This window comes from Sphingobacterium sp. B16(2022), from assembly GCF_012030425.1.
In the GTDB taxonomy this organism is placed as follows: domain Bacteria; phylum Bacteroidota; class Bacteroidia; order Sphingobacteriales; family Sphingobacteriaceae; genus Sphingobacterium; species Sphingobacterium anhuiense.
On record NZ_JAAUVN010000002.1, the window covers coordinates 256,193 to 277,457 of the forward strand.

Annotated in this window: 14 protein-coding genes; 4 read left to right on the plus strand and 10 right to left on the minus strand. The window is 35.4% G+C overall.

Going from position 1 to position 21,265, the window contains the following annotated elements; all coding sequences use genetic code 11:
- Position 1: 1 nt before the first annotated feature.
- The 3 genes from HCX49_RS11565 to HCX49_RS11575 form a co-directional block, all read right to left on the minus strand.
- Positions 2–3,184, minus strand: a complete 3,183-nt coding sequence (locus HCX49_RS11565; protein WP_168127142.1) for a SusC/RagA family TonB-linked outer membrane protein — start codon at positions 3,182–3,184, stop codon at positions 2–4.
- Between the two features lie 351 nt (positions 3,185–3,535).
- Complete coding sequence (locus HCX49_RS11570; RefSeq protein WP_132770850.1) at positions 3,536–5,704, minus strand: S9 family peptidase; 2,169 nt, start codon at positions 5,702–5,704, stop codon at positions 3,536–3,538.
- A 22-nt stretch (positions 5,705–5,726) separates the two neighbouring features.
- Entirely contained in the window at positions 5,727–7,121 is a 1,395-nt protein-coding gene (locus HCX49_RS11575; RefSeq protein WP_132770849.1) for an aminopeptidase P family protein, read from the minus strand.
- Between the two features lie 220 nt (positions 7,122–7,341).
- On the opposite strand from HCX49_RS11575, the gene HCX49_RS11580 reads away from it, so the two are divergent.
- Genes HCX49_RS11580 through HCX49_RS11590 form a run of 3 tightly spaced genes read left to right on the plus strand, consistent with a single transcriptional unit; the run spans position 7,342 to position 14,550 of the window.
- A complete protein-coding gene (locus HCX49_RS11580) occupies positions 7,342–10,569 on the plus strand; it encodes a SusC/RagA family TonB-linked outer membrane protein (protein WP_206368414.1) in 3,228 nt (1,075 codons plus the stop codon).
- A gap of 13 nt (positions 10,570–10,582) precedes the next feature.
- The gene (locus HCX49_RS11585; protein WP_132770848.1) at positions 10,583–12,082 is read left to right on the plus strand and encodes a SusD/RagB family nutrient-binding outer membrane lipoprotein; all 1,500 of its coding nucleotides are present in this window, start codon (positions 10,583–10,585) and stop codon (positions 12,080–12,082) included.
- Positions 12,082–14,550 (plus strand): phosphocholine-specific phospholipase C, encoded by a 2,469-nt coding sequence (locus tag HCX49_RS11590; protein ID WP_206368417.1) that lies wholly within the window; start codon positions 12,082–12,084, stop codon positions 14,548–14,550. Before HCX49_RS11585 ends, HCX49_RS11590 begins: the two co-directional genes overlap by 1 nt.
- Before the next feature lie 105 nt (positions 14,551–14,655).
- On the opposite strand, the gene HCX49_RS11595 is transcribed toward HCX49_RS11590, so the two are convergent.
- Entirely contained in the window at positions 14,656–15,801 is a 1,146-nt protein-coding gene (locus HCX49_RS11595; protein ID WP_132770847.1) for a calcium:proton antiporter, read from the minus strand.
- A 277-nt stretch (positions 15,802–16,078) separates the two neighbouring features.
- Here HCX49_RS11595 and HCX49_RS11600 point away from each other — a divergent pair, with 277 nt between their 5' ends.
- Positions 16,079–17,080 carry a DUF1080 domain-containing protein gene (locus HCX49_RS11600; protein WP_132770846.1) on the plus strand — a complete coding sequence of 334 codons (1,002 nt, stop codon included), beginning with the start codon at positions 16,079–16,081 and terminating at the stop codon, positions 17,078–17,080.
- 49 nt (positions 17,081–17,129) lie between these two features.
- On the opposite strand, the gene HCX49_RS11605 is transcribed toward HCX49_RS11600, so the two are convergent.
- The 6 genes from HCX49_RS11605 to HCX49_RS11630 form a co-directional block, all read right to left on the minus strand.
- The gene (locus tag HCX49_RS11605; RefSeq protein ID WP_132770845.1) at positions 17,130–17,585 is read right to left on the minus strand and encodes a PepSY-like domain-containing protein; all 456 of its coding nucleotides are present in this window, start codon (positions 17,583–17,585) and stop codon (positions 17,130–17,132) included.
- 12 nt (positions 17,586–17,597) lie between these two features.
- Entirely contained in the window at positions 17,598–18,038 is a 441-nt protein-coding gene (locus HCX49_RS11610; protein ID WP_206368419.1) for a PepSY-like domain-containing protein, read from the minus strand.
- Positions 18,039–18,100: 62 nt separating this feature from the next.
- The gene (locus HCX49_RS11615; RefSeq protein WP_206368420.1) at positions 18,101–19,339 is read right to left on the minus strand and encodes a sensor histidine kinase; all 1,239 of its coding nucleotides are present in this window, start codon (positions 19,337–19,339) and stop codon (positions 18,101–18,103) included.
- A 176-nt stretch (positions 19,340–19,515) separates the two neighbouring features.
- Positions 19,516–20,187: a response regulator transcription factor gene (locus HCX49_RS11620; protein ID WP_132770843.1), complete on the minus strand. Its 672-nt coding sequence runs from the start codon at positions 20,185–20,187 to the stop codon at positions 19,516–19,518.
- A gap of 52 nt (positions 20,188–20,239) precedes the next feature.
- Positions 20,240–20,533 carry a Smr/MutS family protein gene (locus HCX49_RS11625; protein ID WP_132770842.1) on the minus strand — a complete coding sequence of 98 codons (294 nt, stop codon included), beginning with the start codon at positions 20,531–20,533 and terminating at the stop codon, positions 20,240–20,242.
- Between the two features lie 63 nt (positions 20,534–20,596).
- Complete coding sequence (locus HCX49_RS11630; RefSeq protein WP_132770841.1) at positions 20,597–21,001, minus strand: hypothetical protein; 405 nt, start codon at positions 20,999–21,001, stop codon at positions 20,597–20,599.
- Between the last annotated feature and the right edge of the window lie 264 nt (positions 21,002–21,265).

The window sequence follows — 21,265 nt, forward strand, 5'->3', positions numbered from 1 at the left end:
TTTAGAATTTAAGATTCAAATTGAAACCATAAGTGACAGGCAAAGGAATATTTCCTCCTTCAATGCCTTGGACATTACCGCCACTGGAAGTAAACTCGGGATCAATGTATTTACTTTTGGTATAAATATTCCAAAGATTACGGCCATAGACATTTACACCAATATTTTTAATGACTTTGGTATTGGTCAATTTGAAATTATAACCTAAGGTAACTTCTCTTAATTTAACAAATGTAGCGTCAAAAATTGAAAATGTAGTCGGACCATTGTATTCATTACGTGCCCATTGTTGAGCAGTGATATTAGTTGTGTTTTGTTGAATATTAGTTACATCGTATGTCCCATCGCTATTAAATGCAACGTCACCTTTAACTCCATCAAGTACAATTCCTGTTTCACGTATATTATTGGCGGCTGTTTTATCCAGAATACCGGAATACATACCTACCTTATAGGTTTGTGAGAAGAATTTACCTCCAACACGACCGGATACTAGAAATCCTAAATTGAAGTTTTTGTAATGAAAGCTATTTTGAAAACCAAAAGTAAAGTCAGGAAGAATTGATCCTAATGGTACTAATTGTGAGGTCTTCATGTAGGTGCCATCTGCTTGAATGACACGTTGTCCATCGGAAGCATAAACAAAATCATTACCCAAAAATTGACCGTAAGATTGTCCCTCTCTTGCCACTAATTGGACTAAGGAATTGCTTAAATTTAGCGTATTGACTTGGTCGTCTAGTTTAACAACTTTGTTTTTATTTTTTGCCCAGTTTATTGTTGCATCCCAACTAAAGTTTTCTGTTTTGATCGGAGTACCATTAAGAACAATTTCGATACCTTTATTATTCATCTTACCTGCATTAAGCCATTTGGCTTCATATCCAAAAGACGAAGATACTGGAACTGGGAAAATTTGATTTCTTGTCGTGTTGTTGTAATACGTAACGTCCAAACCTAGACGGTTTTTGAATAACTGAAAGTTGATACCCATTTCCCATGATCCTGTCCGTTCAGGAACAAGTTGATCGTTTGGTTTTATTGCTGGTGCTGTATAAGAAGGGGAACCTTCAAAAGATTGTTCTGCCTCATACAATTTTGCAAGTTGATATGGTTCCGTATCATTACCTACATCCGACCAACCCAATCGAACTTTACCAAAACTTAACCATGGCAAATTTTTAAATGGTTCTAGATTACTAAAAACAAAACTTCCCGCTAAAGATGGATAAATATAGGACCAATTTGAAGAAGGAAGCGTTGAGGACCAGTCATTACGAATTGTAGCATCTAAATAAAATAAATCATTATATCCAAAAGAGGCACTTCCAAAAACTGAAGCGATGCGTTTGTGATATTTGAAATTATCTATTTTAACAGAATTTGCATTTTTTAAATTATAGTAATTAGGTAGAATTAATCCTCCTTGGGTTATAGCATAGTTATTTTGCCAGCTTTTGTCTCGGATATTTCCACCAGCAAATGCCACAAGTGAAAATTTATCCCAGTTCTTTTTAGCAGTCGCTATAAACTCATAATTATACTCATTGAGTTTATTGTTTGTTTCTTCATATTGCGATGTGCTTCGCGAGTATACGGCAATACGGTCCTGTGCTTGCAATGAATAGATATCACCATGTACCTTTGCTCCCACGGTTAACCAGCTATTCACATTGTATTCAGCTCCGATATTTCCATAGAAACGATCTCTACTGTCTTCCATGTAAGATTCATATGCTGACCAGTACGGATTGTCGATAAAACGAGTTGCTTCAGCAGCAGGTGTATTTTGCCAGCCTGTACGGTTCCAAGCTAATGGTGTTCCATCTGCACGTTTGTAGTTTTCAAGTATTTTATAGTCGACTTGTACTGCACCCCACTGGAAAGCTTCAAGAATAATATTTCTGTTGGAAGCACCAGTCCATGGGCGGCCTATAGAAGAGTTACGGATGTAATTAAAATTGGAGGTTATTTTGACTTTTCCCAATTGTGTGCCACCAGAAAAATTAAATGCATTTCGTGTCAAACTTGAATTCGGGGTGGTACCCTCTACATTTTTATTGGTGTATGAAAAGCGGTAATTGGTGCTACCACTGTTACCTGCAATGGCAAAATTGTTGGTATTAGCTATTCCAGTTCTGAAAAAATAGCTAACATCATTTTTTGGATAAAGCCAAGGTGTTGGATTCAGATAATTCGCTTCATCTTCAGGGTTGAGGTTATACCATTGTAACACCGGTGTTCCATCAAGTTTTGGACCCCAGCTTTCATCGGAAGCATAATCGACAATCTTATAATCTTTTCCATTGATTTTCTGAGTTTGAAAATTGGTCGAATAACCCTGGCCGTAAAGATGTTGTCTTTTGGGCAATCTGGTAATATTCTCAAAGTCAATACCAGTATTAAGAGATATTTCGACCTTTTCACCCTTTGATGCACGTTTTGTGGTGATCATAATAACACCGTTTGCTGCTCTCGATCCATATAGTGCTGCTGCTGTCGCCCCTTTTAATACAGAGATATTTTCAATATCATCTGGATTAAGATCCTGAATCATGTTACCTATATCTTTTCCCGCGCTACCATTGATTGTAGAACTTGAATTAAAGTCTGTATTGTCAATAGGCGTACCATCAACTACGTAGAGAGGCTGGTTATTGTTTGAGATTGAATTGATGCCGCGGAGCAAGACGGAGGATGAACCGCCCATATTTCCACCTGAAGTTGTAACTTGAAGACCAGCAACCTTTCCTGATAATGCACTTAACGCATTGGTAGGGCGAGTTTGTAACTCAGTTCCTTTTACTTCTTGTACAGCATATCCCAAAGATCTTTTCTCTCTTGATATACCTAATGCAGTTACAACAACTTCGTTAAGCTGTGAACTAGTAGGTGATAACTGTATCGTATTTAAGCCTGAAATATTTGCTTGAATCGTTTTAGTTTCAAATCCAATGTATTGTATTTGTAGTGTAACCGTATTTTCGTTTGACGGAAATTCAAATAAACCATTTACATCTGTTTGAACCTGCTTTTTACTTGAAATATCAGTAATAGTAGCGCCTTGAATGGCTGTATTGCGCTCGTCAACTACTTTTCCTTTTATGGTAGATTGTGCATATAGTGCGCTTGAACTGAGGCAAAGCGCTGCTGCTACGACAAAATTTGTTGTATGTTTTATCATGTTAATAAGATGTAATATATGAAGTTAGGGAGTCTTTTGTTATAGGAGATAGTTGTGTATCATTAAGCTAAAGTACCTCCTAGAAGCATTCGTTTTATGTACATACAGGTACTGTGTTTTTTCATTATTTATTGTTAATGATGCAAATATATAAAATCCACCTGATAAGTAGTCTTTGTTTTTGTGTTTTTTGTTAAAAAAATGTTAAAATGTATTCCCACTACGTTTAAATGCGCCTTTGTAAATTGGTTGGATTCAAATATGTAATCTTATTCATGCTTGTTAACGATTTATAAAAAAAGTCGATATCTTAAGATATCGACTTTTTCTTATGTTAAAGTTATTTGATTTTTATCTTGCACCTGGAGGACAATGCTGTTTTAAATAATTTGTAAACAGAGTTTTCAGATGTTGAGAAGTTCCTTCTCCTTCATTGATGGAATGACTTCGATTTGGATAAGACATGAACTGAAATTGCACATTGTTTTTAACGAGTTCATTGATGAGAACTTCTGCATTTTGGTAATGTACATTATCATCTCCAGTGCCATGAATGTACAAAAGATTACCTTTGATATTTTTGGCATATTTTAGTGGTGAACCGTTCTGGAAATCTTCTAAATTTTCCTGTGGTAAACCCATATATCTTTCTTGATAAACATTATCATACAATAATTGATCGGCAACAGCAGCAATAGCTATCCCTGTCTTATAGATTTCGGGATATTGTCCCAATAGATTTAAAGTACTGGAACCTCCACCGCTCCAGCCCCATACTGCGATCCGCGAACTATCTACAAAAGACCATTTAAGTATTTCTTTTGCTCCCAATGCCTGATCTCTGATATTGAGCTGTCCGATTTTTCGGTAGATGCTTTTACGCCATTCTGTACCTTTGGGGGCAGGTGCACCTCTATTTTCCAGTGAAATGTAGATGTAACCGTCTTTAGACATATTGCCACTATATAAGCTGTTCATACCAGCTCTAAAATTGTCCAATACAGTTTGTGAAGCAGGTTCGCCGTACACCATGAAAACTACGGGATACTTCTTGTTGGGATTGAAATCCGAAGGTTTGACCATCCAACCATCTAAACTAACACCATCTGCTGTTGTTACTTTGAAAAATTCAGTTATCCCATCTTCAGGCTTTTTACTTATTGTACCTCTGAAATCGACTAAAGTTTTGTGGGTTGGTAATTCAATTAAAGCATTGCTCTTGGCTGTTTTGTTGTTACTAAAATTGAACATCGCGATTTGCCCATTTTTGGCAATATCATATTCACAAGTTCCTGAAAATGATTCTGGTGTAAGTCTTTTTGGAGCTCCACCTTTGGTTGATAACGAATAAAGATATTTTTGTGTTGCATTATTCGGTGAAGCACTGAAATAAATCATTTCTCTTTTTGCATCGAACAATTCAATATCGATGACATCATAGTCTGCATGCGTGATTAATTTTTCATTGCCTTGAAGATCGATTTGATAGATCTTACGCCAACCGTCTTTTTCTGAAACCCAAATGAAAGCTTTGCCATTTTGAATCCAGTCCCATCCGGTTGGATCGTTATTGTTCCAACGTGATTTGATATCTATCCATGAATCATTTTTTTCACTATGGATATTTTTAGCGTTATTAGTAGCAACATCTATTAAATAAATTTTACTTTCGTTTTGCTTTCTATTAAGTTGCTGTAAGATGACTTGTTTGCCGTCTAGACTCCACTCCATCCTTGGAATGTAGTGCTGAATAGCATCTCCAGGAACTTGTATCTGTGTCGTTGCATCTGTAGATAATTGGTAAGTCCAAATGGTGCATGCGCTAGGTGCTTGACCCACTTTTGGATATTCAATAGGTATTGTATAAGAGTAGATACTATCGGTATTATTGATCATTAAGAAATTACGAATAGCGCGTGCGTCGAGTTTCCAGTAGGCAATAGCATTTCCATCTGGAGACCACCTAAAACCATCTTTGCATCCAAATTCTTCTTCATAGACCCAATCAAATGTTCCATTTATAATACGATCAGTACCATCTGTCGTAATTTGTTTTATTGCCCCTGTTGCAAGATCTTCAACATAAATATTATGATTGGATTTAACCACATATGCTACTTTGGTACCTTGTGGATTAAATTTAGCAAACATCAGTTGAGACACAGGGAAAGATGCGCCCAGTTGAGTCAACTGGTTTGTTTTCTTGTCAAAGACCCAATAGTCGCCTCTCGTTTCCTCACGCCAGACTCTTTTGCTATTGGTGTACAATAAAATACGTTCTTTATTATTCGAAATGGAAAAATGACTTATCTCTAATGCATTAGTTTTACCTGTAGGTACAAGCAATTTATTTGCTAGAAATAGCGTGCGTTGAGCACTTTTGGGATTGATGAGTTCAATACCCTTTTCAGAGAATTCATAATATTGTCCATCATCTTCTGCCCAAAATCGCTGTGCCAATAGCAAATTTGGAAAGTAGCATACTATTAGTAATAGTATTATAATACGTATATTTTTCATGTATATTTTTACTTAGGTGCTTCTAATCTGTTCCTTGATCTTTGAGATCATAGATCTCATTGAGTTCACGTTCTAGATATTTTCCTAAACGATGATATCCAGAATCTTTAATAACATAGTCATCTTCGATTCGTATACCACCAAAGTCAAGGTGCTTATTGAGCAGATCATAATTAATAAATTCGTGATGCAAATTTTGCTGTGCCCACATTTGAGTGAGTTCAGGTATGATATAGATACCGGGTTCTACTGTCACTACGTTACCTGCCTCTAATTTTTTTCCTAATCGTAAGGATTTTATACCGAAGGTTTTGGTGTCTTTTGGCTCGTCTGCGGTGTATCCCACATATTGTTCGCCAAGATCTTCCATATCGTGTACATCTAGTCCTAGCATATGACCCAAACCACATTGGAAGAATAAAGCATGTGCATGTGCCGCAACAGCATCTTGCGCATTTCCTTTCATGAAACCAATTTGGATTAATCCTTCAGCAAGTGCTTCGCAGGCTTTTAAATGGATGTTTTTAAAAGCAACTCCTGGCTTTAATGCTGCTTCAGCAGTTTTAAAAGCATTTAAAACAACAGCGTATAATTCTTCTTGTAGCGGGTTAAATCTTTTTCCTACAGGAAATGAACGTGTTAAATCTGATGCATATCCTAGCGCAGTTTCAACACCAGAGTCATTTAGCAATATATCACCAGCTTTTATTTTATGATATTGGATATGATTGTGTAATATCTCCCCATGTTTGGTCACAATGGGAGGGTATGAAAATGACATTTGTCTATTTTGTGCAAGATGTTGAATAGCATTACTGATTTCATACTCATACATACCCGGCCTTGTCATTTTGATTGCTAGACGATGCATATCCACAGCTACGTCCACCGCTTTTTCTAATTCTGCGATCTCTTCTGTTGCTTTTATATTGCGCTGTGTTACGACGGCTTGGATCATTTCGACAGATGGTTTGATCTGGTCAATGGATAAGCCTAATACATGTTGAAGTAATAACTTGTTGTGTGCTTGATAAGGTGGTAGGTAACGTACCTGATTACTATTTTTAAGCACTTTTTCCAAATACGGCTGGAGTTCATGAAAAGGTCGAATTGCTGCGATTCCTACCCATTGCGCTTTTTCTCTTAAAGTTTGTTGTTGACCCATCCATACAATATCATCAATGGTCATTTCATCACCAAATAAAAGAGTTTCTCCGGCATCGATATCGACAACAGCCGCTAATTTCGGACTCTTGATCCCGAAATAATACAAAAAACTACTGTCTTGACGGAAAGGATAGGTATTGTGTTCAAAATTGATAGGATTTTCAATGTTTCCTAAAAAAAGGAGAACACCTGATGAAAATTTAGAGCTTAGTTCTCTTCTTCTGTGGACGTATATTTCTTTTTCAAACATGATGGAATGCTTTTTAATAAAGTATAAATTTATGAAAATAGACTTGAACAAAAACATGTAAGACACCTATTTTTCTGATTGTGCTATTTTACGGTTGTTAAATGTTAAAAATCGGTTGGTATGTTAACCTATCGTTGCTTTAATTTTATCCTTTTAAACTTAATACTGCTTTCATTTTTCTTTAATATGTAGATCATTACTTTGCGCCAAATCGCTTAGCATGATGAAACCATACTCATTAAAATTATTTAAGAAAAGTACCCAAATGACACTCTGTGTAGCACTTCTATATGCTGTGCAGACAGAAGTGGTTTGGGCAAACAAAATTGCTTCTGTTTCACCTGTTGGAACAGTAATAGATCAAGAACTCATTAAAGGAGTAATTCGTGATCAGCAAGGTAATCCTGTAGACGGGGGAACCATCATAAACGAAGCCAATAAACAAAGTACAAGAACAGAATTTAATGGGAATTTTTCTATTAAGGGAAAAGTTGGAGATCGACTTCGGATTTCTTCGTTGGGGTATAAGACCCAATTTGTAGAGATCAGAAACGCTACTCTAGAGATAACCTTAGAAAAAGATGCATCAAAATTAGATGAAGTAGTTGTAACAGCTATTGGTATCAAGCAACAGAAAAAACAAATTGGATATGCAACACAAGAGGTGAAAGTCGATGTCTTAAAAGAGTCGAAAACCATGAACATCGGGACAGCGCTAACAGGGCAGGTATCAGGTTTGATTGTAAATAACCCTACGGGGATCTTCCAAGCACCCTCTTTTCAATTGCGTGGAAAACCCCCATTGATCGTGGTTGATGGTATTCCTGTGGAAACAGATTTTTTTGATATACCAAGTCAAAATATTGAGAACATCAATGTGTTGAAAGGTACATCCGCTTCATCACTTTACGGTTTACGAGGTAAGGATGGGGCCATATTAATTACTACAAAAAGTGCTAAAAATGAAGACTTAGAGTTTTCTTTTGGTACCACCAACATGTTTTCTGCAGGATTTACCGTTTTTCCTGAATCACAAAAGGAATTTGGAAGTGGATCAAATGGGAAATACGAATTTTGGGATGGAGCAGACGGGGGTATTTCTGATGGTGATATGGCTTGGGGTCCAAAGCTAAATGCAGGACTTAAAGTACCGCAATGGAATAGTCCGATCCGAGATAAGGTTACAGGTGAAGTGACACCATGGTGGGGCGACGTAAAAGGTACAAAATACGACGATAAATCACGCTATGAAAGAATACCAACAGATTGGGTGTCACACGATAACTTGGAAGACTTCTTAGGAACAGGATTGATTACAGAAAATAATGCTACGGTATCTTACCGCTCTGAAAAAGTAAGCATATTTGGTTCTGGAAAATATGCCTTTCAAAAAGGGCAGGTGCCGAATACAAAATTGACGACCGGAGGTCTTAATTTAAACACATCTTTTCGTTTTAGACCAGAAGTGCAGTTGGATTTGAATCTTTCTTATAATAAAGTTAAATCACCTAATTATCCTCGGTATAACTATGGTCCCAAAAATCATATGTATACCATTTTATTGTGGATGGGTAATGATGTCAATGGCAAAGAGCTTAACGAACATCACTATATTCCTGGTCAAGAAGGATATCGTCAAGCAAATTATAATTATGCATGGTATAATAATCCTTATTTCGCAGCGTACGAACTTAATCAAATATATGACCAGGACGTGTTGCAAGGTCAGACAGCATTAACTTGGAAAGTAGCGCCCGATTTTACACTAAAAGGTCGTGCTTCTGCCAGACAAAAAAATGTTTTTCAAGATATGCAAAGCCCTAAGTCTTATATGAACTATGGTGATTCAAGAAATGGAGATTATAAAAACTGGGATAGTAATCAGTTAAATTTTGATGCTGATGTTTTGGCAACTTACAATAAGGAGTTCTCAGATCAATTTGGGCTTACCGTCAATGCGGGTGCTTCAACTTTCAAAAAAACATACCGTCAGTTATATCAAACGACCGATGGATTAGTAGTACCTTTTATATACAGCTTAGGGAATACGCAAGGACCTGTTAAAGCAGAAAGTGCATTTAGTGAAAAAATAGTCAGAAGTGCGTATGCCACTGTAAATTTTAATTTATTTAAATCAACATATCTTAATTTATCAGGACGTAATGACTGGTCATCTACCTTCTCAAAAGAAAACCAATCCTTTTTCTATCCTTCTGTATCACTAAGTTCCGTAGTGTCGGACTACTTTAAACTACCTGAGCAAATTGATTTTATTAAACTATATAGTTCTTGGGCATCAGTTTCATCCGATTTAGATCCGTATAGCATTTTAGCGACTTATAAAAAAGATGTAACTTATGGTTCTACACCTTCAGTGACTTATCCTGCAGGAATTGTGAATCCTAATATCTTACCACAGCAATCTAATTCTTTAGAAATAGGTGCCGCATTTGCATTATTTAAAAATAGATTATCAGCAGATGTAACATATTATGAGGTTATTGATAAAAACCAAATCATTGATTTAAGTATTTCTGCAGCTTCAGCTTTCACATCCCGTAAAGTTAATGCAAACAAGTTTCGCACTAAAGGTTTAGAGATCTCTTTAACCGGTAATATTATAAAACAACAAGAGTTCTCATGGACCTCAACAGTTAATTGGTCGAGAGCAGTAAAGAGACTGGAAGAGATTTATAAAGACCAGGTTAAAATGGGTAACTTAAAAATTGGTGATCGTGCCGATAGCTACTATGCAACAGTCTGGGAGAAATCAGCTGATGGACAATTGGTCCTTAATGCCAATACAGGTATGCCAATTCGTAATCCGTTTCCCCAGTATCTAGGATACTTTCAACCCGATTGGCAATTTGGTTTTGCGAACAGATTTAAGGTTAAAGATTTTACGGTCAATATAGATATCGACGGATCTATTGGAGGGGTTATGAATTCGACTACTATTGAAAAGATGTGGTGGGGAGGAAAACACCCTTCTTCAGTATTGTACAGACAAGAAGAATATGATGCTGGAAAACCTATTTATGTACCTGAAGGTGTTGTTGTAACCGGCGGTGAGCTGACTAGAGATGTTAATGGTAATATTACCTCTGATACACGTACCTATGCTCAAAATAGCAGAGCAGTAGATTGGCAGGCATGGAGTCAAAATTACCCTTATCAAGCTCGTGTCTCAGAAGCCGAAAACAAACTATTTGCCAATGTATTTGATCGTTCATTTGTCAAACTACGTCGAGTATCGATTGGCTATGATGTTAATAAACTATTTAAATTGAAGCATCTGAAAACATTAGACGCGTCTGTATTTGGTTACAACTTAGCTATGTGGAAAAAAGTACCATACCTAGATCCAGATTTTGGAGTGGGGAATGACGGTAATCTGCAAGATCCATCTACACGATATATTGGTTTATCTCTTGATTTTAAATTTTAAACAATTCTATAAGATGAAACTTGTTTTCAAACATATAATACTAGGGTTTGGTCTGCTTACTGTAATAGGATTGCAGTCATGTAAAAAATTGACAGATGTCAATATTAATCCAAATGAAGCATCTACAACACATCCGCAGGCGCTATTGACAAAAGTTGAATGGGATGTCTTTAGGACTTGGCATGGAACTTCGCCTTTATATGCATTAAAAATGATTGTGCAAACAGATGGTGAAAATGCCAACCAAATTTATAACTGGCAACGTGGTAGTTTTGAGCAGTATAGTTTTTTGCGTAATATCACTAAAATGACTGAGGAGGCAGAAAAGATCACTGATAATAATTATCAAGCTTTAGCCAAATTTTTTAGGGCATATTATTTTTATAACTTAACCTTGACTTTTGGCGATATTCCATACGCGGAAGCTGCAAAAGGAGAAAGTTCTGAAATGTTTCTGCCGAAGTATGACACACAAAAAGAAGTTTTTGTTGGAATCTTAAAGGAGTTAGAAGAAGCAAATACTTTATTGAAATCAAATACCAATCCGATTAATGGAGATATTATTTATGGAGGAAATTCTGATAAGTGGCGAAAGCTGATCAATTCATTTCGATTAAAAGTATTACTTACTTTATCCCGTAAAAGTGCAGACTTTCCTATAGATATTAAATCAGAGTTTGCAAAGATTTATAAAGGAGAGACTTTGATCGCTGATGCCACAGGATCAGAGGACGGACAATTAATCTTTTTAAATCAAGAAGGTAATCGATATCCCGAATTTAATTCAAGTGGTTATGGATCGGGTATGTATATGGACTCCACTTTTATTCAACGATTGCAGGATCATAAAGATCCACGTTTATTTGTTTTGGCCACACAAACACGTTTAGGAAAAGAGGCGGGTAAGGCACTTGATGATTTTAGTTCATATGAAGGCGGTGATCCTATTGTACCTTATGCAGAAGTCAATGAAAAAGCTGTAAAAGGGAAACTATCTAAGGTACACGAGCGCTTTTACAAAGATCCAACTGCCGAACCGTTGGTTCTGATAGGCTATTCAGAATTACAATTTATAATAGCGGAGGCAATAGTAAGAGGATGGATTACAGGAAATGAGAAAGATTGTTATGTGAATGGTATTAAGGCATCTTTTAAATTTTATGAGAATTATGCTAAAAATTTAAATACCTACGTTGATGCATCACGTTTAGAAAGTTATTTGTCACAAAAAATGGTTAATTTGGATAACGCAAAAACTTCGGAAGAAAAATTGGAACGTATCCTTATGCAAAAATATTTACGCTCTTTTCATCAAGGAGGCTATACAGCATATTTTGATCATTTAAGAACGGGTTATCCAAGTTTGCTTAAAGCCGATAAAGTAAAAATTGCTTACCGTTGGATGTATCCTCAAGACGAATACAATAATAATACGGTACAAGTCTCTGAAGCAATTAAACGTCAATTTGCAGGCAATGATAATATAAACTTACAGACCTGGTGGTTGAAATAATGGAATCTAGAAGACAATTTATAAAAAAAGCGTCAGCATTAGCTGGCGCTACAGCAGTCGTTAATTGGTTACCTGAATCAATTCAACGCGCATTAGCTATTGAAGCACCGTTGGGATCGACCTATATGGACGCAGAGCATATTGTCTTTTTAATGCAAGAGAATCGCTCATTTGATCATTGCTTTGGTACACTCAAAGGGGTGCGCGGTTTTAATGACCCTCGAGCACTAAAACTACCTAACGGTCTTCCTGTTTGGATACAAGGAAATAAAAAAGGAGAATATTTTGCACCTTTTCATTTAGATATTGTTAATAGTAAATCCACTTGGATGGGTTCTTTGCCACATGGTTGGCGAGATATGGTAGCCGCGCGTAATGATGGCCGGATGGACAATTGGCTGGAAGCAAAAAGTTCAGGTATTAAAGATTATAAAGCTATGCCGCTTACGATGGGCTATTATAATCGGGCAGATTTACCTTTCTATTATGCATTTGCCGATGCTTTTACTGTCTGTGATCAACATTTTTGCTCTTCTCTGACAGGGACAAGTGCTAATCGCTCCTATTTTTGGACAGGAACAGTGCGCGAAAATCCACGTGACCCTGAATCAACCGCCCATGTGGATAATGGCCAAATCAATTACAAAGATGTAAGTTGGAAATCTTATCCAGAACGGTTAGAAGAATCTGGAGTATCTTGGAAGGTATATCAAAACGAACTGAGCATCCCTGTCGGATTTGAAGGTGAGGAAGAAGACTGGTTGGCCAACTTTACAGATAATAATCTGGAATTTCACAAACAATACGGTGTCCGCTATCACCCTGCGCACCGTACCTGGATGGAATGCAAATTGAAACAGCTAGAAAAAGATGTGATCGGTTTAAAAGACTCAGTGGAAGAATCTAAGTTAAAAAAGCAAATTGAAGATCTAAAACAAGATTTACAGCGCTTTTCAAAACAGAATTTCGAAAAGTTATCCGATCTACATCAGGCCATTCATAAAAAAGCTTTTGTAACTAATATTGGTGATCCTGATTATCATCGGGTAGAAAAATTGGTTTACGAAGATAGCCAGGGTAAGCAGGAAGTTGATGTACCTGCTGGAGATGTGTTTTATCAATTTCGTAAAGATGTTAAAGAGAAGAACTTACCTACAGTGTCGTGGTTGGTAGCCCCATGTCGTTTTTCTGACCATCCTGGGTCGCCTTGGTATGGAGCTTGGTATGTTTCAGAAGCATTAGATATTTTGACAAAGGATCCTGAGGTCTGGAAAAAAACAATCTTTATATTGACGTATGATGAAAATGACGGATATTTCGATCATGTTTCGCCATTTGTCCCTCCAATGGAAGGTAATAGAGATTCCGGAAAGACTGCTGTAGGTATCCATACGGCAGATGAATATGTCACTAAAGAACAGGAGCGGAGAAGAACAGGGAAAACCGATTCGGAACTGGAAAGCCCGATAGGACTAGGATTTCGAGTTCCATTAGTGATTGCTTCACCTTGGTCTAAAGGCGGATGGGTAAATTCGGAAGTTTTCGATCATACCTCTTGTTTACAGTTCTTGGAACAATTTCTACTCCAGAAAACAGGAAAAGATATCAAAGAAACAAATATTTCCTCATGGAGAAGATTGGTATGTGGAGATTTAAATTCTGTATTTCGTAAAGTAACAGATACTTCCCTTAATTCTTTAGTTCCTGTTAATCGGGATCAGTATGTAGAGCGTATTTATAGTGCACGTGCAAAGAAATTACCAACAGAATTTGTACAGATCGCACCTTCAGAATTGGATCAAATTCGTAAAAAAGGTTTACCAACTTCAATAAAAGCTATACAGGAGAAAGGTATCAAACCAGCATGTGCACTGCCATATGCATTGGAAGTCAATGCAGAGTTGGAACATAATAGTTTTGAAATTACTTTTGAAACTAAAGTTCCTGTTAAATCGAAGAAAAAAATTGGAGTTCCTTTTCAGGTTAGATCCCAAATGGCTTATGGAAAAGTAGGTGCAGGTCAGGTTTGGAATTTTGCGGTTAAAGAAAATGAACCTTTGAGGTATGCTTGGCATATGGATCAATTAAAGGGAGATAGTATCGAAATGGAGCTACATGGTCCTAACGGCTTTTTCAGAATGTTCAAGTTGCATAAAGAAAAGCCACATGCCATCATCGTTAAACAATATCACAAAAAAAACACCATAGCATTGGAACTGAAAAAGATTAATAAAGGACACAGTTATTTGATTAAAGATCGGAATTATGGTTGCTTTGAGCCTTTTTCGCTAGATCAATCTTTTTCAGGTACCAAAATACTTGACCTCAGCAAAAGCCATGGATGGTATGATCTTGAGGTAACTTGTAAAGAAGATCCAGAATTTTGTTTTGTATTTGCTGGACATATTGAAAATGGGATGCCAAGTAAGACTGATCCTTTAATGGGAGATGTAATTAATCATTCTTAGGTCGACCAATATATAATGTAGATCGTTGTTTTTTTAAGGTTCATAAAAAAAGCGCACTACATAGGTGCGCTTTTTTATCTGGCGATAAGATGACGAAATTCAAACTTATGGATTAAATACCAGCATCATGTACAGAGCAAATAGAGCCAAATGAATAATACCTAAAATAGGAGTAGTCCTTTTCCCTAAAAAGCTGATCAAGCTTAGTAAGAGGGTCATTGTAAATAAAACAGTCTCTGTACCAGTTAATCCAAATAGAACTAATTTTCCTTTTAGTAATCCTACTAGCAGTACAGCGGGAACCGTTAAACCTACAGTCGAGACAAAAGCGCCGTGACATAAGTTGATACTTCTTTGAAATTCGTTATTACGAGCTGCTTTAACCGCTGTAATAGACTCCGGGGTAAATACAATGATAGCAATAAGAATACCACCCAATGCTATTGGAAGTTTTGCGGTAGCAATACCATAATCAACCACCACTGCCATTTGATGTGATAGCAATACTATTGGTAGAATCATTAAAATAAGAAGGGCTGAACGAATCCATATTTCCTTTTTATCCTGAGATTTTGGGGCATCTTTATTAACAGAATTTTGTATCTGGCTAGGATATTGAATCTCAAGATTTCCTTTTGCCGGTTGTATGTATAAGTGACTATATCCTTTTAATTGATAGTAAAGAAATGCGATGTATACAAGTATAATTAAAGTTGAAATGAATATCGCTTGTAAAGTCGTAAATGCGCCATTGCCTGCTCCTTGAATAAAATTAGGAAGTAATAATGAAGTTGCTCCAAGTATTACAATCATTGAAAAATAAGACAGTGTTCCCTGAGCATTATATTCTTGTTCTTTATATTTGGCACTTCCAAGTAAAATGCAAAGTCCTACCACAAGATTCATGATAATCATCATGACAGAAAAGATTGAATCCTTTCCGATTGTTGGAGATTCTGCAGGACCAAGCATAACAGCAGCAATCAAAACCACTTCGATCGTAACGATTGAAAGTGTAAGGATAAGTGTTCCAAAAGGTTCACCTAACTTATGTGCAAGCTCGTCCGCTTCTTTTACAACACCGAATGAAGCGGTTAAAATTGTAGCCAAAAGAATAATAAATATGGTGATTGCCGATACAGGAGAAAATGTTGTTTTAAAAATCTGTTGGTCAAATACCATTAAACCGATGACAATAATCCAGATGGTCATTAATCGGATTATTGTCTTTGTACTCAGTATTGTTTTCATATTGTTTCCGTATATAAATTGCTGATACAAATATCTTTACTAAAAGTGGTATTAATTTTAACATTTGATAAAAACTATATGTAACGTAATTTTTTTGTTTTAGTGATAGATGCACGATTTCTAGTTTAGGAAGAGTATTTCTTATTATATTCAAGCCTGTATTCGTAATTTTTTTGTGTTGATTCGGAGTTACTAGATTCAATAATTGATATTTTTAGTATATTCGTTTTGATAACTATAATAAAAAATCTAAATCTTTGTTACAATTCTTTAAAAAATGTTAAGAAATCATTTAAAATATAGTGTTCTCTTTTGTTTATTGGGAGCAAGTGTAAGTTCATGTCAAACGGCAGATCAAAAAAAAGAACCCGAAGTAGAACATAATCCTGCAAAACAAGTCGTACCTGAAAGAGCTAAAGATTTGATCGGTCGTTGGGATTTGAATGTGGATAAAGATGGAAAAGTAGTACCATCTTGGATTGAAGTAAAACTATCTGGATTTAACACATTGGTAGGAAGTTATGTTGGTGACAGTGGCAGTGCTCGCCCTGTTTCTCATGTAAAGCTTGAGGATGGAAAATTTTCATTTGCTATTCCGCCACAATGGGAAGGTGGAGAAGGTGATTTTGTGATTGCAGGTGAATTGACGGCTACGGGTATTAAAGGGACCGTGACGACTAATAAAGGTGTTAGCTATAACTTTACAGGTGAAAAAGCACCTTATTTAAATCGTACAGGAACTGTTCAATGGGGAGAGGCTATTGAGCTTTTTAATGGTAAAGATTTGACAGGTTGGAAAACGATTGGTGGCGAGAATAACTGGTCGGTAAAAGAGGGTATCTTGACGAACGCAAAGGCGGGTGCTAATTTGGTAACAGATCAAAAATTTGAAGATTTTAAATTAGAAGCAGAATTTCGATATACAACCGGTGGTAATTCTGGTATTTATTTAAGAGGAAGATACGAATTGCAAATTGAAGACAGTCCAAAGGATCAACATCCAGGAAGTCTCTATTTTGGCGGTATCTATGGCTTTCTAGCTCCAAATGAAATGGCTACATTAGGACCAGATCAATGGCAGAAGTATGAAGTTACATTGGTTGGAAGATTGGTTACTATTGTCGCAAATGGTAAGACGATTATTAATAATCAAGAAATACCAGGAATAACAGGTGGTGCGTTAGATAGTAAAGAAGGTGAACCAGGACCTATATATTTACAAGGAGATCATGCTCCGGTAGAATTTAGAAAAATAAAGATCACACCGGCTAAGAAATAATAACAATACAAATAAAAAAGCCTCTTTCTACTGAAGGAGGCTTTTAATTTTATAAGATGATTTTTACAAATTGACCACTTGGATCGAACAATAAATCGATATCATTTGTTAGTTCAACTTCAAATCCAGCAGTAACTTTATCGATGGCGCTGATTTGTGCAGTTTTATAATTTGTATCCACGTAGCTGACTATAGTAGTTGAGATAAAACCCGTAGGAATAGCAGTATCATTGTCGGATTCTACTTCTTTCCAATTACCTTCTTGATCAAAATCAACTTCGATTCCATTGGCTAACTCCACACTGTAAGCTGTTTTATTTGTTGCAGTAGGAGTTTGTTTCTCAACTTTTCGAATAGTTACATCTTTGAAGAAGGTGTTAAGAAATGTGGATGCTGATGCTGGTAAAGATGTAGCAGGGACTTGATGATCATCATCTTTGTCACAAGATACTAAAATGAATGCAACTGTAATTAACGCCGTAAATGTTAAAATTAACTTTTTCATATTTTAATTCTATTAATCATCTATTTTAGTAAACTGCCCTTTTTTATTAAACTCCAATTCAAGACCATTTGAAATTTCAACTTCAAATTTACGGCTTGACTTTTTGATTTTTACAATGTGGGTATTAGGAAAACTTTTTGTAACATAATTTTGAATTGATTTTGGTACAAATTTTAAAGGAATAGCGTTATGGTGACCATCCACTTCTTCCCAATCTCCTGATTTATCAAATTCTATTTTTGTACCATTATTTAAAATCACTTGGTATTCTTTTGAAAGTAGATTTTCTTTTTCTTCAATTGTACTTGTGATCTGATTGCTGGCAAAATTGTTTTTAATAAATGTTTGTGCATTTGCAGGTAATTGATTGCTGTTAATCACCTTTTTTTGTGCATAGCTAACTGTCGATAATGCTACTAAAGCAACGATCGCCATTGTTTTAATTTTCTTCATAATATATCCTCCTATTTATTTATATAACAAAGTTCCTATACAATTTGGTAAAGAATTAGGAATTATAGCTTTTGTATCTTAAAAATATGAAAATTATTTAAGTATGAGTAATTTATGCTAATGGTCTTGTTTGTCTCTATGATTGTTTTAACTATAGAAAGACCTAATCCATTTGAATTGATTGCAGTATTTTCTTTGTGAAATCGATCAAAAATATTTTCTGCTTGTAGTGCAGTGTTTTTGCCTGAATTTGCAATTGTAAAGAAATCCTTATGAATATCGATTTTTATAAATCCATCTTTTGATTTATTATAGTTGATAGCATTACGGAGTAAATTGGAAATTAATATCTTTACCAGATCCGCATTGAAATCAGCTGAGAACTTTCCATGCTCAAGAACTTCTAAAGTGATTCCCCTAAATTCAATCAAGTCTGCTAACTCTTCACACGCTTCGCGAATCACGCTATTAAAATCCACTGTTTGCGTAAAATCAAATTGATTGTTTTCAATGCGAGATAGCATAAGTAATGCCTTATTTAATTTAATCATACGTTCTAAAGCTTCTTTAGTTTCACTGATCGTGATTAAATGATGTTCTGTCAGTTGTTCATCTTCTAGCAGTAACTCTAGTTTATTACTACTGATAGCCAAAGGCGTCTGTAACTCATGGGAAGCATTTTCAATAAACAGTTTTTGTTGCTGGAATATTTTTTCATTGCGATCAAGCATTTTATCGATTTCGGTATCCAATAGCATAAATTCTCTAACATTACTGTTGATCGGTACAGCTGTTTTTATTTTCCCAAACTGATAGCGCTCTAACTTGTCAAGAATTTGATAAAAAGGCTTAAAAGCTCGGTGAAATACAAGTGTGTTGAGTAAAAATATACTCACAATAATCAAGATGTATAGTATTATCAAAGCAGTTGCCAGATCATATTTTAGTTCATCTTCTTCTACGGTTGAAGTTCGAATTTCCAGTTGATATAGCTGTTTGTCCTTACCATAGAAGTAAGTATTTAAAATTCGATAAGGCTCCATATCCTCATCATATGGCATGTATATGAGATCGTTTTTGAAAATATTTTTTTCATCCATGTTTACTTGCACATCAGATTTGGTGATTTTAAACTGATTAATACCGAATGTATCCGTTTTTAGAATCGATTCATCTTGGTATGCAGCACGAATAATTTCAATTTTTTGATTCTTTAAGCCGTCGTCTACATTATCATACACTTCTTCTGTGATGTATGCATAAAATAATGTTGCCCACACCGCAATTACAATCAAAATCATGATTGTAATGTATCTTATAGTGTAATTCTTGAGCGACTTTTTCATTAAAATATTTAGTTTTAAATAATGGTATTAGCAGTTAGTGGCAATATAAAGATCACTTCACCAGTTTTAGAAGCCATTCAAACAATCGTGAATATATTTTTAGATCTTGGCCATTATTGCTTTGTGGGTCATTAAATCAATTTGTATCCTATACCATAAACAGCCTGAATATCGATGTCAGCATGATTATCTTTTAATTTTTTTCTTAAATTTTTTATTTGTGAATAAATAAAGTCTAAACTGTCAGCCTGATCAATATGATCACCCCAAATTGACTCTGCTAAGCTATTTTTTTGAATAAGCTTAGTTGGCCTGATAATAAAATAATAGAGTAAATCAAACTCCTTTCGATTGAGAATCACAGGTTTGTTGTTAATCTGTATGCTTCTGTCTGTTGTGTTTACTGCAATATTTTTATACGTAATGATATCATCACCATGTTGATTCTTTCGGCGAATAATCGATTTGATCCGTGCATGTAATTCTGCCAAATGAAAAGGTTTGGCTAAATAGTCATCAGCACCTAGCTCTAAACCTTTTACTTTATCGTCTACAGAATCTTTGGCCGACAGGATGATGATCGATTCTTCTTTTCCAATTTCTTTAATCTTTTCTAAGAGTTGCAATCCAGAACCTCCGGGTAACATGATATCGAGTAAAATACAATCATATGAATAAATTGATATTTTCTCTAATGCGCTATTGTAATCAAAAGCTTGTTCAACAAGGTATTTTTCAGCTTCTAAAGATTGCATGATAACCTGGCTCAAGGCAACTTCATCTTCGATTAGTAATATTTTCATATCTTTTAATTAGCTAACAAAGTTAATTTTGAAATTAGGAAAGACTTAGGAATTAAAGTCCAATAACAACTACGACAATATCATCATTATGATAAGCAGGATGAAAATGGGAAATTGCTCTTTGATTTTTATAAATCATCAGTTCATCATAGACCATTTTTTTCAGAATTCCTTTACCTTTTCCATGTACAAATTTTATTTCAGGCATATCCCAATATATTGCAGCATCCAACATATCGCGCATGTAGATGAGAGACTCATTAGCTAATTCATCTGGTGTATAATCCTGCCAGTCGTATAGAAAGGCTTCAGCATGTAAATCTATTTGTACAGGGGGTTTTTTCATGTAAATCTTTTTGCAAAGGTACAAAAGTAAGATTAACAGACTACAAATAAAGTTCAAGGAGCTTTACTTAACGTCGACAGCTGAATAGAGTCGGTCATACCATTTTTTGATAGTCGCAGCTTCCTCATAAGACTCTTTTTCAGCATGAGTAAGCATAATATCCTGTATTTGTATTATTAGATCATTATGGTCCTGAAAAATACCATTGCTGTCACGATAGTCATTAATTATTTCGAGCAAATGATTAAGCGATTTCATCTTGTGATACAAAATATGATGCTTTTCACCAATTTGATCTGCAATTTCTTCATACGCTACGCTAGAGTCATTCGTTTGGTTACGTGCCTTATTATAGAGCTGGCTGTAACCAGCAAGCCGATGATTAAGATCATAAATCGTGCTTTCAAGATCTTCAATGAGTACAATGAGATTTTCTTGAATTTCAAAATCTTTTGATACGATTGACATAATACCCCTTTTTGTATGAATATAATTAAAATTTTGATCATTTTAAATTACAATAGTGTAAAACAAAAAAAACGAAATAAAGTTTTTTTGCTTTGCATTGAGCTTTTTATATCACGCATACACCCAGTTTAAAGAAGTTTTAGTGTATATTATTAGTTTATTGTACCTTTGTTAAGTAAATAAGATTAGAGGCTTTTACAGGACTCTACATCTACCTAATGGTTGAGTATAATTGGGATTTTGTACTTAATATAGAAGGGAGAA